This window comes from Stenotrophomonas sp. Ste86, assembly GCF_024519465.1.
Taxonomy (GTDB): domain Bacteria; phylum Pseudomonadota; class Gammaproteobacteria; order Xanthomonadales; family Xanthomonadaceae; genus Stenotrophomonas.
The window spans coordinates 169,179-184,763 of record NZ_JALJRW010000004.1 but is presented as its reverse complement, the minus strand read 5'-3'; the positions used below and the strand labels follow the sequence as shown (position 1 = coordinate 184,763).

At 67.5% G+C, this 15,585-nt stretch carries 11 protein-coding genes; 7 read left to right on the top strand and 4 right to left on the bottom strand.

Annotated elements, in window-relative coordinates:
* The first annotated feature begins 25 nt into the window (after positions 1 to 25).
* Positions 26 to 562, top strand: a complete 537-nt coding sequence (locus NR101_RS06060; protein WP_256774677.1) for a DUF3011 domain-containing protein — start codon at positions 26 to 28, stop codon at positions 560 to 562.
* 172 nt (positions 563 to 734) lie between these two features.
* Positions 735 to 938, top strand: coding sequence for a hypothetical protein (locus NR101_RS06055; protein WP_256774678.1), 204 nt, complete (start codon positions 735 to 737; stop codon positions 936 to 938).
* A 205-nt stretch (positions 939 to 1,143) separates the two neighbouring features.
* On the opposite strand, the gene dxs is transcribed toward NR101_RS06055, so the two are convergent.
* The 4 genes from dxs to NR101_RS06035 form a co-directional block, all read right to left on the bottom strand.
* Positions 1,144 to 3,054 carry a 1-deoxy-D-xylulose-5-phosphate synthase gene (dxs, locus tag NR101_RS06050; RefSeq protein WP_256774679.1) on the bottom strand — a complete coding sequence of 637 codons (1,911 nt, stop codon included), beginning with the start codon at positions 3,052 to 3,054 and terminating at the stop codon, positions 1,144 to 1,146.
* Between the two features lie 112 nt (positions 3,055 to 3,166).
* The gene (locus tag NR101_RS06045; protein ID WP_256774680.1) at positions 3,167 to 3,826 is read right to left on the bottom strand and encodes an HNH endonuclease; all 660 of its coding nucleotides are present in this window, start codon (positions 3,824 to 3,826) and stop codon (positions 3,167 to 3,169) included.
* Between the two features lie 354 nt (positions 3,827 to 4,180).
* On the bottom strand, positions 4,181 to 5,974 hold the full coding sequence (locus NR101_RS06040) for an acyl-CoA dehydrogenase C-terminal domain-containing protein (protein WP_256774681.1): 1,794 nt from the start codon (positions 5,972 to 5,974) through the stop codon (positions 4,181 to 4,183).
* A 45-nt stretch (positions 5,975 to 6,019) separates the two neighbouring features.
* Complete coding sequence (locus NR101_RS06035; RefSeq protein ID WP_256774682.1) at positions 6,020 to 6,508, bottom strand: LEA type 2 family protein; 489 nt, start codon at positions 6,506 to 6,508, stop codon at positions 6,020 to 6,022.
* A 782-nt stretch (positions 6,509 to 7,290) separates the two neighbouring features.
* Here NR101_RS06035 and NR101_RS06030 point away from each other — a divergent pair.
* From NR101_RS06030 to NR101_RS06010, 5 genes are all read left to right on the top strand, one after another.
* Entirely contained in the window at positions 7,291 to 10,650 is a 3,360-nt protein-coding gene (locus tag NR101_RS06030; protein WP_256774683.1) for a TonB-dependent receptor, read from the top strand.
* A gap of 61 nt (positions 10,651 to 10,711) precedes the next feature.
* On the top strand, positions 10,712 to 11,296 hold the full coding sequence (locus NR101_RS06025) for an RNA polymerase sigma factor (protein WP_256774684.1): 585 nt from the start codon (positions 10,712 to 10,714) through the stop codon (positions 11,294 to 11,296).
* Positions 11,280 to 12,281, top strand: coding sequence for a FecR domain-containing protein (locus tag NR101_RS06020; RefSeq protein ID WP_256774685.1), 1,002 nt, complete (start codon positions 11,280 to 11,282; stop codon positions 12,279 to 12,281). Before NR101_RS06025 ends, NR101_RS06020 begins: the two co-directional genes overlap by 17 nt.
* A gap of 13 nt (positions 12,282 to 12,294) precedes the next feature.
* On the top strand, positions 12,295 to 14,115 hold the full coding sequence (locus NR101_RS06015) for an amidohydrolase family protein (protein WP_256774686.1): 1,821 nt from the start codon (positions 12,295 to 12,297) through the stop codon (positions 14,113 to 14,115).
* Positions 14,099 to 15,571, top strand: a complete 1,473-nt coding sequence (locus NR101_RS06010) for an amidohydrolase (protein WP_256774687.1) — start codon at positions 14,099 to 14,101, stop codon at positions 15,569 to 15,571. The genes NR101_RS06015 and NR101_RS06010 overlap by 17 nt, the downstream gene beginning before the upstream one ends.
* Positions 15,572 to 15,585 lie beyond the last annotated feature (14 nt).

Genomic DNA, 15,585 nt, shown 5'->3' with positions numbered 1-15,585 from the left:
TGAGGCAGGCATGAGGAGCAAGGCAATGGGGCACGGAAAGCACAAATGGCTGTGGGCGCTGCTGCCCTCGATGCTGCTGTTGGGCGCCACCGCGCACGCGCAGCAGTACGACCGCTATCGCGATGACGGGTACAACAGCGGGCCGGTGCGCTGCGAGTCGAACAAGGGCCGCACCCAGCAGTGTCCGCTGGAGGGACGCGCACGCCTGGTGCGGCAGATTTCGGGGACGCCCTGCGTGGAGGGCCAGACCTGGGGCCAGGCCCGTGGCGGTGTCTGGGTGACCCAGGGCTGCCGGGCCGAGTTCATCGCCGAAGGCGGCCGCGGTGGTCATTGGAATGGCGGCGGCGGCGGCTGGGGCAACAATGGCGGCGGTCGCGGCCAGATCCTGACCTGCGATTCCAATGATCATCGCCGTCAGCGCTGCGTCGCCAATGTCCGTCGGGACGCGCGACTGGTGCGCCAGACCTCGCGCACTGCCTGCATCGAGGGGCGCACCTGGGGCTGGGACCGGACGGGCGTCTGGGTGGACGGCGGCTGCCGCGGCCAATTCCAAGTCAATTGATCCGTCTGGTTCAAGTGATGCGCTAAATCAGAAAAATCTGATACAGATCACACTTTTGATTGGGTATTGTCCGGAGCGGGAAGTCCCGGCTTCACCAATGACAGGGGCAGCGTCCGTCGCGATGGCGGGCGCCGGCCTCGCCCGATATGCCGCCTCATGGAGAGAGCACCGCATGTTGATCCGCCTGCAACTGGAACACCGCCTGTGGCGGGTGCTGCATCCGGACAAGCTGGAGTCGTTCCGTTTCAACGACAGCGCCAAAGCCTTTGATTTCGCCGATGCGCTGGCGCGCCTGCACCATGCCGAGACCGGCCACCGCAGTTCGGTGCGGGTGGAGGCGAGCGGGGCCTACGTGGAGGCGGTGCGCTACGGCTGAGGCCAGCGCGGCGCAGGACAGACCGCAAACCAGGAGGCCGCGTCGATGGGACGCGGCCTTTCGACGTCGGGCATCGACCCCACCGCGGGTCGACCGCTCGTTCCGCGTAGAGCCGACCGTTGGTCGGCTGCTCGTTCCCGGTAGAGCCGACCGTTGGTCGACCGCTCGTTCCGCGTAGAGCCGACCGTTGGTCGGCTGCCGTACCTCAGCCCGCAGCGCTGAGCGGATGGGACTGCCCGGCCAGCGCCGGCCAGCGCTTGAGCACCGCCGCGCGGATGCCGACCGCATCGATACCGGCTTCGGCAAGCAGGTCTTCGCGGCTGGCATGGTGCTGGAAGCTGTCGGGCAGGCCCAGGTGCAGGATCGACTTGAGCACGTCCTCGGCATTGAACAGCTCGGCCACGCCGGAGCCGGCGCCACCGGCCACCACGTTGTCTTCGATGGTGACAAAGCCATCGTGGGTGCGCGCGAGTTCGAGCAGCAGGGTGCGGTCGAGCGGCTTGATGAAGCGCATGTTGACCACGCTCAGGCCCAGTTCGCGACCCACCGCTTCGGCGGCCGGCACGGTGCTGCCGAAGGCAAGCAGCGCCACTCGGCTGCCCTGCACGCGCAGGTCGGCCTTGCCGATCTCCAGCGTGGACAGGTCGGTGCCGGCGGCCACGCCGGTGCCGCTGCCGCGCGGATAGCGCACCGCGGCCGGACCGGCGTAACGCAGGCCGGTGCTCAGCATCTGTCGGCATTCGGCTTCATCGGCCGGGGCCATCACCACCATGTGCGGCACGCAGCGCAGGAAGCTCAGGTCGAGGTTGCCCGCGTGGGTGGCGCCATCGGGCCCGACGACGCCGGCGCGATCGATCGCGAACAGCACGTCCAGTTGCTGCACCGCCACGTCGTGGACCAACTGGTCATACGCGCGCTGCAGGAAGGTGGAATAGATCGCCACCACCGGCTTGGCGCCCTGGGTGGCCATGCCCGCCGCCAACGTCACTGCATGCTGCTCGGCGATGGCCACGTCGAAGTAGCGCTCCGGGTATTCCTTGCTGAAACGCACCAGGCCCGAGCCTTCGCGCATCGCCGGGGTGATGCCCATCAGCTTGGGTTCGGCGGCGGCGGCATCGCACAGCCAGTCGCTGAACACATCGGTGTAGGTTGGCTTCTTGGCGCCGCCCTTGGAGACCAGGCCCTTGTCCGGATCGAACGGGCCGACGGCGTGGTAGCCGATCTGGTCGCCCTCGGCGCGCTCATACCCTTTGCCCTTGGTGGTCATCACGTGGAGCAGCTTGAGGCCCTTGAGGCCCTTGAGCGTCTTCAGCGTGGCCACCAGTGCCGGCACATCGTGGCCGTCGATCGGGCCGGTGTAGTGGAAGCCCATCTCCTCGAAGAACGTGGACGGCACGAACATGCCCTTCCAGTGTTCTTCCCAGCGCTTGACGAAACGCGCGGTGGGGTTGTTCTTCTTGTCGCCGAGGATCTTCTTGCCGCCTTCGCGCAGCGCGTTGAGCGTGCGGCTGCCGGTGGCGCGGCCGAGCATCTTGGTCAGCCCGCCGACGGCCTCGGAGATGGACATGTTGTTGTCGTTGAGGATCACCAGCAGGTTCGGTTCGCTGTCCATGCCACCGGCATGGTTGAGCGCCTCGTAGGCCATGCCGGCGGTCATCGCGCCGTCGCCGATCACCGCCACCACCTTGCGGTCGTCGCCCTGCTGCTGGCGCGCGATGGCCATGCCGAGCGCGGCCGAGATCGAGGTTGAGGAATGGCCGACGCCGAACGTGTCGAATTCGCTTTCCTCGCGCTTGGGGAACGGCGCCACGCCGTCCTTCTGCTTGACGGTATGGATCTCGTCGCGGCGGCCGGTAAGGATCTTGTGCGGGTAGGTCTGGTGACCCACGTCCCAGACCAGCTGGTCGACCGGGGTCTGGTACAGGTAGTGCAGCGCGACGGTCAGTTCGATCACGCCCAGCCCGGCGCCGAAATGGCCGCCACTCTTGCCGACCGATTCGATCAGGTAGGCACGCAGTTCATCCGCGATGGCGGGGAGTTCGGACTCGTCGAACCTGCGCAGGTCATCCGGTGACTGGATGCGCGACAGGCGGGGATAGCGTGCGGAATCGATCATGTTTATCGCGCTTCTTCTGAGCGCCTATTTTCCCCCCCAAATACGGGTGGGGCAAGCAAACCGCCTTTTCAGTGACTAAACGGTGACGGTGCCTGCGTCAGTTGGTCGCAGGCTAGGCGGCCAGTTTGGAGCGTTTGGGCAGCTGTGCCCGCAGGAACGCCATCTGGTCGGCCAGGATGTTGCGGTTGGACAGGATCATGTGCTCGATCCAGCTGGGCCGGTACGGCACCGCCAGCAGCGGCATGCCGGCCTGCTGCGGGGTGCGGTCGCTCTTGCGCGAGTTGCAGTGGAAGCAGGCGCTGACCACGTTCTCCCAGACATCCAGGCCGCCCTTGGAGATCGGCATGACGTGGTCGCGGGTCAGTTGGGGGCGGTGGAACTGTTGGCCGCAGTACAGGCACAGGTGCGCATCGCGGGCGAACAGCGCCTGGTTGGACAAATTGGGGGTGGGATCGAGCGACCGTGAACGGGCGTGGCCGCGCGCGGCGATGATCGGGTGCAGGTCCATGCCGCTGCGCGTGCCGGTCAGGCGGCTGATGCCACCATGGATGTGCAGGCAGGGATCGCCCAGGGTCCAGGCGACGGCATCACGGGCGTAGAGGCAGGCCGCATCCTGCCAGTTGATCCAGTCGAGGACTCTGCCGTGGGCATCCAGCGAGAGCAGGCGGACGCTGCCGGGCCGATGCAGCGTGGCAATGGGCGACACTTCGTCGACCGGGGCGGACGAGGCTCCGGTATCGATCAGACCTAAGCGTGTAGTGTCTGTCTCCATCGGGAAAACAGCTTATACCCGAATCGTTGCATTTTGTGTATAGGCGCTTGCGCCCATACACAAAATGCAACGATTCGGTTGGGCCTTCCACCTGAACCCCGCGCCGTTGGCGCGCCCAACGCGGCCGCCGGTGGCGACCGCGTTCCGCGCATTCCACCTAAACCCCGCGCCGTTGGCGCGCCCCCTTTAACAAAAAGGGGGCTTTTCTCCAGATGGGGTGTCGGTGGTACCAACCAGCGGTCGGCACCTGTCGGAGTCACAGCGGTGGCGGTATTCAGTGACCGTTGGTCGGTGGATCGAATCGCCCAATGGCCACCGACCGTGGGTCGGTGGGTCGGTGGGCCGGTGCGGTGCTCAGGCCTCGCCGAAATGTGCGTCTTCCATGGTCATCAGCGGGGCGGCGCCGGACTGGATCGCGGCGGCGTGGCTGAGGGTGCGCGGGAGGACACGGGCGAAGTAGAAGCGGGCGGTTTCGCGCTTGGCCTGCTTGAACGCCTCGCTCTGCGCGGAGGCATCGGCGGCGGCGACGCTGCGGGCCCACCAGTAGGCCAGCACCACGTAGCCCGAATAGAACAGGTAGTCGAAGCTGGCCGCGCCCAGTTCCTCGGGGTTGCCGGCGGCGCGCTGCAGGGTGGCCATCGTGAGCTTGCCCCATTCGTCGGCCTTGGCGCGCAACGGAGCGATGAACTCGGCGAGCGCTTCATTGCCCTCATTGGCCTTGGCGAAGGTTTCGATCTCGGCCAGCATCAGCTTCAGCCCGGCGCCCTGGCTGGAGGCGGTCTTGCGTCCGATCAGGTCCAGCGCCTGGATGCCGGTGGTGCCTTCGTAGAGGGTGGTGATGCGCGCGTCGCGGGCCAGCTGCTCCATGCCGTGTTCACGGATGTAGCCGTGGCCGCCGAAGCACTGCAGGGCGTTGTAGGTGTTTTCGATGCCCCATTCGGTCTGGCAGGCCTTGGAGATCGGGGTCAGGAAGCTCACCAGGGTGTCGGCGCGCTCGCGCTCGCCGGCATCCTCGGCGTGGTGGGCGACATCGACCAGCGTGGCTGCGTGCAGGGCCAGCAGGCGGCTGCCTTCGACCAGCGACTTGATGGTGAGCAGCATGCGGCGTACGTCCGGGTGGACCAGGATCGGGTCGGCCGGCTTTTCCGGGTTTTTCGGGCCACTCAGCGAACGCGACTGCAGGCGCTCGCGGGCATACTTGAGCGCGTTCTGGTAGGCGCGCTCGGACAGGCCGATGCCCTGCAGGCCGACGCCGAGGCGCGCGGTGTTCATCATGGTGAACATCGCCTGCAGGCCCTTGTGCGGCTGGCCGACGAGGTAGCCTTGGGCACCGTCGAAGTTCATCACGCAGGTGACCGAGCCCTTGATGCCCATCTTGTGTTCGATCGAGCCGCAGCGCAGCGCGTTGCGCTCGCCGACCTTGCCGTCGCGGTCGACCTTGAACTTGGGGGTGACGAACAGCGAGATGCCCTTGGCGCCGGCGGGTGCGTCGGGCAGCTTGGCCAGTACCAGGTGGACGATGTTGTCGGTGAGGTCGTGCTCGCCGGCGGTGATGAAGATCTTGGTGCCGGTGATGGCGTAGCTGCCATCGGCGTTGGGCTCGGCCTTGGTCTTGAGCAGGCCCAGGTCCGTGCCGCAGTGAGGTTCGGTCAGGCACATGGTGCCGGTCCAGCGGCCCTCGATCAGCGGCTTGAGGAAGGCGTCCTGCTGCCAGGCATCGCCGTGCTGCTTGAGCGCTTCGATGGCGCCGTGGGAGAGCAGCGGGAAGTTGCCCCAGGCCAGGTTGGCGGCGTTGATCATTTCATTGAGCGGCACGCCCAGGGTGTGCGGCAGGCCCTGGCCGCCAAGTTCCGGCGCGGCGGTGAGGCCGGTCCAGCCGCCCTCGACGAACTGTGCGTAGGCCTGCTTGAAGCCCGGCGGCGTGGTCACTTCGCCGGTGGCCTGGTCGAGCGCGCAGCCGATTTCGTCACCGACGCTGTTCAGCGGTGCCAGCACGGTGGTGCTGAAGCGACCGGCTTCTTCGAGCACGGCGTCGACCACGTCGGCGGTGGCGTCGGCAAAGCCGAGGCGGGCGAAGAGCGGTTCGACCTTGAGCACGTCATGCAGGGCGAAACGGATATCGGAAAGCGGTGCGGTGTAGCTGCTCATCGTCAGGTCTCGATCAGGTGCAAAGGGATACGGGAAGTGCGCCGGTCAGCGCAGCACGCCGGGCAGGCCGGGGGCCTGGTTGAGGGTGCTGTGGTTGTCGACGTCGAAGCTGCGTTGTTTCTTTTCCTGCGGGGTGGCGCTGACCGTGCCCTTGAGCGCGTAGGCGAGGGTACGGTTGCCGGCGAGGGCATCGGCGACGACCAGGCGGGCGTTGGAGCTGGGCTGCAGCTGCACGTTGATGACGTCGGCGGAGACGCCACCGATGGACAGGGCGGGGCGGGTGGTGAGGGTGCCGGCCGCTTCGTCGCCGACGCTGAGGGTCAGGCTGACGCTGTCGAAGGTCATGGGCATGGAGCTGAAGTTCTGCAGCCGCAGGGCGATATCCCAGCCGCCATCGGCGCGCACGGTGAGCTGCTGGACGCTGGCGGCCGGGGGCGAGACGCGCTTGACGACGCCGCTGTTGCAGGCGGCCAGGGCCAGGGCGGTGCCGGCGAGCAGGGCGACGGTGAGGGAGGTACGGAGGCGGTGGTGCATGGGCGCAATCCTTGGGCGGGTGCTGCGTGGGTCAAAGCATACTACGGCGTATGGTGGTTGTGCCGGCGTTGAGGTCGGTGTTGTAAAGGGTAGTGGGTGTGGGGGTTGGATTGTTTTTTTCGAGGCCAAGGCCAAGGCCGGAGCCAGGGCCGGAGCCAGCGCGGCTTCCGGGTTGCTGGGGGAGGGTGGGGCTGGGTGGGTTGGCGGGACACGCCGTGAACCCGTCCATGGGGGCTCGCAGGCGCCATCCATGGCGCCTGACGGTCCCGCCAACCCACCCAGCCCCACCCCGCAGACGTTACGGACGCGGTTGGGAGGGCAACGGCGATGGACGGGTAGTGGGGCGGACTACCGATGGAGACGGGGGCTGGGAGAGGGCTCTGTAGTGCCGAGCCATGCTCGGCATGGATCAACAAACAGAGCACTGCACGCCGCTCACAGCAGTGAATGACCGACGCTCGCGCCTGCGTATCCGGCAACTGTCGAGGGTTGGGGCGCGTGGGTAGGCGGGACCGTCAGGCGCCATGGAGGGCGCCTGCGAGCCCCCAAGGATGGGTTTACGGCGTGTCCTGCCTGCCCATGCGGCCCGACCCAGGGCAGTACCCCTGCAGCAGCGCGCTTCGGCTCTTCAGCTCACCGCTCCAGAACCGAACCCCGTAAAGTCGACCTGGGAGCAACGAACATCCACACCGCGATGGCGGAACACGCGCGCCGGTGCATCTGGATTGTTCAGGGGGGTACGAAACATCGCCGCTCATGTTCACTTTCACGGGGAAGTATCCATGCGTTCGTACAAGTTGCAGCCATTGGCCCGCGCCATCCGCGGAGGCCTGATGGTGTCGGTGCTGGGCATGGTCACGCCCGCGCTGGCACAGCAGGCCAGTTTCGATATCGCCGGGGGGCGTATCGAAGACGCATTGCCGGAGTTCGCGCGACAGGCGGGCATCCAGATCATCAGCCCGGCCGTCGGCGACCGCGAAAAAGCCGCTGCCGTCCCCGCGCTCAAGGGCCAGATGGACGCCCGTCAGGCGCTGGGCCAGCTGTTGGTCGGGACCGGGCTCAGTGTGGCTTCCGATGATGGCCGTACCATTACACTGCGTGCCGATCGTCCGCTGCTCGCCTCATTGGGTTCGGGCGCGCTGCTGGCTGCGCAGTCCTCGGCCAGCACCGTCGCCGCCGAGCCGCCGCCGGCCGAACCGGCCCGCGATGTGCCGGTCACGCTTGATTCGGTCACTGTCGTCGGCACCCAGATCAAGGGCGCAAAAACCGCTGCCCTGCTGCCGGTCGCCACGCTCCAGGCCGAACAGATCGAGGCCACCGGCGCGGTATCCGGCGACGAGTTGTACCGCTCCATTCCGCAGATGGGCGATGTGTCCTTCAGTGGCACCAACGGCGGCAACAGCTCCAACTACGCCCGCGGCGACATCGCCTCGGTCAACCTGCGCGGCCTGGGTGTGGGCAACACGCTGCTGCTGATCAACGGCCGACGCACCGTGGTCCACCCCACCAGCCAGGCCGACGGCAACCTCGTCCCGGTGCTGACCTACAACGCCAATACCGTCCCGGTCGCCAACCTGCGTCGCGTTGAAGTCCTGCTCGACGGCGCGGCGGCCATCTACGGCACCGACGCGGTGGCCGGTGTGGTCAACAACGTGCTGCGCGACGACGTCCACGGCGGCACCGTCAGCGTGCAGCGTGGGATCGGCGAGGGCACCAATCTGCGCGATCTGGGCATCAATGGCCTGGTTGGCAGGAATTCCGACGACCTGCGCAGCAATGTCACCCTGGCGTTCAACTACTACACCACCACCGGCCTGAACTCGCTGGACCAGGACTGGACCCGCAGCGCCGACCGCGCCGCCGATTTCGTCGGCACCCCGTTCGAAGGGCTCAGCGGCACCGACAACCGCAACAGCAACAGCCCGTGGGGCAACTTCACCGCGATCGGTCCGCGCGTGCGCCAGGGCACCACCTTCCTGACCACTGCCGCCGGCGCGTTCCATGTACAGCCCGGTACCAACGAAGGCTGCAACGCCAGCCTTGGCCAGGGCCTGTGCGTGCAGTCCGGCAGCAAGGCCACTGCCGGTGCCGACCGTAACCTGCTGGACAACCAGCAGGCGCAGTTCCCGCTGTCGATCACCCCGGACGTGCGCCGGGTCAATCTGTTCCTGACCGGCAAGCATGATTTCGACAACGGCATCACCGCCTTCGGCGAAGCTGGCTGGTACCAGTCGGAGGCGCGCAGCCTGCAATCGGGCGTCAACACCATCGCCGCGCTGCCGATGACCGTGGCTGCCAGCAGTTACTGGAACCCCTTCGGTGCCACCCGCCTGCCCGACGGCAGCGTCAACCCGAACCGGCTGGCCAATCTCAACGTCGCCGCAGGCGGTATTCCGGTCAGCATCAGCAGCTACCGCTTCGAGCGTCCTACCCAGATCGAGGTGAAAAACACCCAGCTGCGTGCGCTCGGCGGCCTGCGCGGGTTCCACTTCGGCTTCGACTGGGAAACGGCGGCACTGTATTCCAAGGCCAAGGTGGTGGACACCCAGGATGCGGTCAGCATGACCCTGTTCCAGCAGGCGCTGGCCGATGCCACGTCGGCGGCCTACAACCCGTTCTGCGGCGGCTGCAACGACTACAGCAAGCTCGACAGCTTCTTCTACAAGGCCACGCGCAAGAGCCAGACCGAGCTGTACCTGTGGGACATCAAGGCTTCGCGTCCGGACCTGTTCCGCACCTGGGCCGGCGATGTCGGCATGGCCACCGGGCTGGAAGTGCGTCGCGAAACCCAGCGCGACGACCGCGATGCCCGCGTGGACGGTACACTTACCTACACCGACCGCATCACCGGCATCGCCTATCCCAGCGACATGTACGGCGTCAGCCCGACCCCGGACACTGAAGGCTCGCGCACCGTCGCCGGCCTGTTCGCCGAATTCTCGGTGCCACTGGTATCGCGTGAGATGGGCATTCCGCTGGTGCGCGCGCTGGACCTGCAGGTGGCCGGTCGCGCCGAGCACTACAGCGATTTCGGCAACGTCACCAAGCCGAAACTGGCGCTGGGCTGGACGGTGGTCGACGGGCTGACGGTGCGGGCATCGTGGGCCAAGGGCTTCCGCGCGCCGAACCTGGAACAGGTCAACGCCACGGTGGTCAGCCGCTCCAACACGCGCACCGATTACATCCAGTGCGAAGCCGATGTGCGCTCCGGCGCGCTGGCCTCGATCAACGCCTGTGGCACCACCTACCGTTCCTCCACCACCGCGCGGCGATCGGGCAACCCGGACCTCAAGCCGGAAACCTCGACCAACACCAGTGCCGGCATCGTGTTCCAGCCGCAGTTCATTCCGGAAGACTTCGGCCGCTTCACCTTCGCGGTGGATTACTACAAGTACGCGCAGGAAGGCATCATCGGCCTGTTCGGCGAAGGCAACGGACTGATCCTGGACTACCTGCTGCGCCAGCAGGGCGGCAGCAATGCCAACGTGGTGCGTGCCGCACCGACCGCCGATGACATTGCCCGCTTCGCCGGCACCGGTCTGGACCCGGCCGGCAAGGTGCTCTATGTCACCGACCAGTACGTCAACATGCAGCCGCAGACCGTGCGCGGGGTGGACTACAGCATGGCCTGGACGTCGCCGGAAACCCGCGTCGGCCGCTTCGACATCGGCATCAACGGCACCCGCCTGATCGAGTTCTACCGCGATCGTTCGCCGGCATTGCAGGCACTGGAAGACGCCAAGGCCACCGGCCTGGTCGATCCTTCGATCGCCATCACCGGGGGCGGCGACCTGATCGGTGACGGCGGCAACCCGCAGTGGAAATGGAGCGGCAATCTCACCTGGCGGTACCAGAACATCACCGTCGGGGCGAGCGCGCGCTATGCCAGCAGCTACCATGAAACCAGCCTGACCCTGGCCGATGGCACGCCGTGGACGGTGACGTCGCAGACCCTGGCCAACGCCTTCGTCAAGTACGATTTCAACCGCGAGGGCGTGTTCAACGGGGTGTCGGTCAAGCTGGGCGCCAACAACATCGCCGACAAGCGGCCGCCGGTGTCCGATGACAGCTACGGGTATTCCTCGGCGGTGTACCAGGCCTACCCGCGTTACTGGTATGCGAGCGTGACCAAGGCGTTCTGATCCGCGGTTTCATCCTTACATCGCTGCCCGGCCAATGCCGGGCAGCGCAGCAGGAGTTTGAATGGGCGCAACATTGGCAGCAGAGCGGGCGTTGTGGTTGGCCGAGCATGTCCTGCCGTACGAGCGGGGCCTGCGCGACTGGCTGCGGCGGCGCATGGCGCAGGCGCAGGACGTGGACGATGTGGTGCAGGAGACCTACGCGATCCTGGCGGCGCTGGCCGACGTGTCGCACGTGCGGCAACCGCGTGCCTACGTCTACCAGGTGGCGCAATCGGTGGTGCTGCAACAGTTGCGTCGCGCCCAGGTGGTATCGATGGACATGGTGGCCGACTTCGATCGGCTGCCGATCACCGGTGAGGATGCTTCACCGGAACGGCTGGCGTCTTCGCGCCAGGAACTCAACAAGGTCACCGCGCTGATCGCGCAGCTGCCGGACAAGTGCCGCCAGGCCTTCATCCTGCGGCGCGTGGAAGGCTTCTCGCAACGCGAGATCGCCGAGCGAATGCAGATCAGCGAGAACACGGTGGAAAAGCACGTTTGCAAGGGTATTCGGTTGTTGATGGAGTCGATGAAACAGGATGCGGGTGATGCAGGGTCCACAGGGAAACCGGACAATACGGAGGCCGTCCATGCAAGGCGCCGCTGAAAACCCGATCGATGACCAGGCCGCCCGCTGGGTGGCCCGCGAAGATCGCGGTGCACTGGAGCCGGCCGAGCTGGCCGAGCGCGACCGCTGGCTGGAGGCCGACCGCCGCCACTTCGGCGCCTACGCGCGGGCACACGCGGTGTATGCGCGTACCGGACGCGCACGCGCGCTGGGCAGTGCCGACCGCGTACCGCCCGCCACCCGCGCAGCGCGGCCGCGACCGCCCCTGCAATGGGCGTTCGGGCTCGCCGCCAGCTTGTGCCTGCTGGCGCTGGGCGTGCATGAGCACAGCGATGCCGGTGATTACCACCTGACCCGCAAGGGCGAGATCCTGCGTGTGCCACTGGCCGATGGTTCGGCAGTGACCCTGGATTCGGGCGCGGCGGTGCGGGTGCACTACACCGCGCAGCGTCGCGAAATCACCCTGCTGCGCGGTGAGGCGCTGTTCGATGTCGCCAAGAACCGCGCGCGCCCCTTCGTGGTGGTGGCGCGCGATACCGCCGTGACCGCCGTGGGCACCAGCTTCTCGGTCAGCCTCAACGAGCAGCGCACACGCGGGGTGGAGGTACTGGTGCGCGAGGGCATCGTCGATGTGGCCAATGCCAGTGGCGCGATCGCACCGACCCGGCTGCAGGCCAACCACCGCGCGCTGGCCAACCGCACCCACGGCATCCGCATCGAGAGCGTCGAGCACGATGACCTGGACCACCAGCTGGCGTGGCGCGAGGGGATGCTGTCCTTCAACGGCGACACGCTGTCGGTGGCGGCGGCGCAGTTCCTGCGCTACAGCGATGTGCGCATCATGATCGACGACCCGCTGGTCGGCAGCCGCCGCATCGTCGGCCTTTACTCGGCCAACGACCCGATCGGTTTCGCGCGCAGCGTCGCGCTCAGCCTGGGGCTGGCGGTGGAGCAGGAGGGCAACGATGTCTGGCTGCGGGCACCGCACAACGCCGCCTACAGCGCGCCGCGCTCACTGCAATGAACCAGGACGCCCCATGAAACCGACCTCGATGTCCACCCTGCGCCGCGTCCGTCGGCTGGCACTGTTGACCGGCCTGCTGCTGGCCAGTGGCCAGGCGATGCAGGTGGCCAGTGCCGCCGACGATGACGTGCTGATCCGCAATGCGATGATTTTCGATGGCACCGGACGCGCGCCCTATGCAGCCAGCGTGCTGGTGCAGGGCGGCCGCATCGCCGCGATCGGGGCCGACCTGAAGGCGCCGGCGCATACCCGGCAGGTCGATGCGAAGGGCCAGGCGCTGTTGCCTGGGTTGTTCGACCTGCACACCCACTGGACCCCGAACGCGCAGCCATCGACGTTGCCGCAGATCGCCAACCGTTATCTCGCTGCCGGGGTCACCACGGTCAGCGACTTCCACCAGCCGCCTGAAGCCTACGCACCGCGCCGCGCCTGGTTGCACAGCATCGCCGCACCGGATGTGAAGTTCGCCGCGCGAATGAGCACGCCCCTCGGCCATGGCGCGGATTGGGGCGATGAGAACACCACGCGTTGGGTCAACTCGCCGGCATCGGCCACGGCGGCGGTCAAGCAGGTGGCGGCCTACAAGCCGGACTTCATCAAGGCCTTCACCGACGGCTGGCGGTATTCCAATGCAGCCGACAACAGCAGCATGGATGAGGACACCCTCGCCGCACTCGTGGAAGAGGCGCACCGCCAGCAGCTGCGCGTGTTCACCCACACGGTGATGGTCAAGCGCGGCAAGACCGCCGCGCGGGCCGGCGTGGATGCGTTGGCGCACAGCGTGCAGGACGGCCCGGCCGATGCCGAGCTGATCGCGTTGATGAAGGCGCACGGCACGCGCTATTCGCCCTCGTTGGCGGTGTACCTGCCCGAGCGCGTGGATGGCAGCGGCAAGGCCCGCGCGGGCACCGAGGCCTACCGCCAGCGCGAGGCGAACTTTGCCAATGCGCTGCGCAACGTCAAGGCCCTGCACGATGCCGGCATTCCGATCGTGCTGGGCACCGATGCCGGGATGACCGGCACGCCGCACGGCGCCTCCACCCTGCGCGAGCTGGAACTGTTCGTGCAGGCCGGGCTGACCCCCGGCGAAGCCCTGGTTGCCGGCACCAGTGCCAGCGCCGAAGCGCTGGCACTGGACGATCGCGGCCGCATCGAAGTGGGCAAACGCGCGGATCTGCTGCTGGTCAAGGGGCGGCCGTGGGAGCGCATCAGCGATGTGCGCAACACCGAGCAGGTGTACGTGGCCGGTCGACAGGTGGTGGGCAAGGGGGTGAAGCTGCCTGCCGGCAACCGCGCCGAATCGCTGCCGCCGCTGCGCATCGCGGCGCTGGTCGATGACGTCGAGCGCGCTGATCAACGCACCGCGCTGGATACGCTGCGCAACGACGACGCCGACGGCGGCAACGACCGCACCGTGCAGGTCACCACGGTGATCGACCGCGAGCAGGGCGGCAAGGCGTTGTCGATGCAGGCCAAGCTGTCCAGCAAGGATGATGCGTATGCGGCGGTGATCCTGCCGCTGAGCCGTGGCTCGGTGGCGCCGGTAGACCTGCGCGGCTGGCGGGGCGTGCGCGTGGATGTACGCGGCGATGCGACGCTGACGCTGGAGGCGCGTGGACTGGGCGGCCGTCGCTGGATCGCGCCGGTCGCTGCCAGCGGTGGCTGGCAGACGCTGGAAATTCCGTTCACTGCGCTGCAGGGCCAGCCGCCGTATCGCGCGAAGGGGCCGCTGCCGACGTGGCGCGGTAACGACGTGCAACAGCTGGTGTTCTCCGGCACCGGCTCGGCCGGCGCGAAGATCTGGTTCGAGATCGACAATGTCCGCTTCTACTGATCCTCGGCGCCTGCGCGCGCGCTTCGTGCTGGCGCTGATGGCCACGGCGCTGGCCATGCCTGCAGTCGCTGCAGACGCACCGGACCGCGTGCTGGCAGCCGTGGATGCCTACGCGGGCCGGCAGGCCGAGGTGGGCCGCGCACTGTGGGCGACGCCGGAGCTGGGCTACCAGGAAACGCAGTCCTCCGCGCTGCTGCAGCAGGAGCTGCGCAAGGCCGGCTTCCGCATCGAAGCGGGCGTCGCCGGCATGCCAACCGCATTCGTCGCCCGTTACGGGCATCGTGGCAAGGGCCCGGTGATCGCGCTGCTGGCCGAGATGGATGCGCTGCCGGGTATGGCGCAGGCCGCCGTGCCGACACGCAGCCCGATCAATGGCCAGGACGCCGGGCAGGCGTGCGGCCACAACCTGTTCGGTGCGGCCGTGGTCGGGGCCGCGCAGGCCGTGGCGCAGTGGCTGAAGGCCAGCGGCAGCGACGGCGAGATCCGCGTGTACGGCACTCCCGCCGAGGAGGGCGGAAGTGGCAAGGTCTACCTGACCCGTGCGGGTCTGTTTGACGACGTCGACGTGGCCCTGCACTGGCACCCGGCCTCGGCCAACTCTGCCGCCCAAGGCACCAGCCTGGCCAACATCAGCGGTAAATTCCGCTTCAAGGGCATTGCCGCGCATGCCGCGCTCGCGCCGGATCGCGGACGTTCGGCGCTCGACGGGGTGGAGGCGCTCAACTACATGGCCAACATGATGCGCGAGCACGTGCCCGACGGCACGCGCATCCATTACGTGATCAGCAATGGCGGCGCGGCCCCCAACGTGGTGCCCGACGCGGCCGAAGCCTATTACTACGTGCGCCATGTCGATCCGGCCGTGGTACGCGATGTGATCGCGCGCCTGCAGCTGGCCGCGCGCGGCGCGGCGATGGGCACCGGCACCGAGGCGACATTCGAGTCTACCGGTGGCGTGTACTCGCTGCTGCCCAACGATGTGTTGGGCCAGGTCATGCAGCGTTCGCTGCAGCAGGTGGGTGGGGTGATCTACGACGCCGCCGATACCGCATTCGCGCGGCAACTGCAGCAAAGCCTGCCGCAGCGCCCTGCGCTGGAAAGCGCCGCATCCCTGGAGCCCTACAGCGCCGAGCAGGCCGGTGGGGCGTCCACCGATGTCGGCGATGTCAGCTGGAATGTGCCGACCGTTGGTCTGAGTACCGCCACCTGGGTCCCGGGTACACCGGCACACAGCTGGCAGGCGGTGGCCGCCTCGGGGGCGCCGATTGGTACGAAGGGCGCGCTCAATGCCGCGCGCGTGCTAGCGCTGACCGCGGTGACGCTGCTGCAGTCACCGCAGACGGTGGCGCAGGCCAGGCAGGAATTCGAACACCGACGTGGCGCCGGTTTCCGCTATGTGCCGTTGCTGGAGCGCACCGCGCCGCCGCTGGATTACCGCAGCAAGGCCAAGGAGTAGGGCGAAGCGGTGGT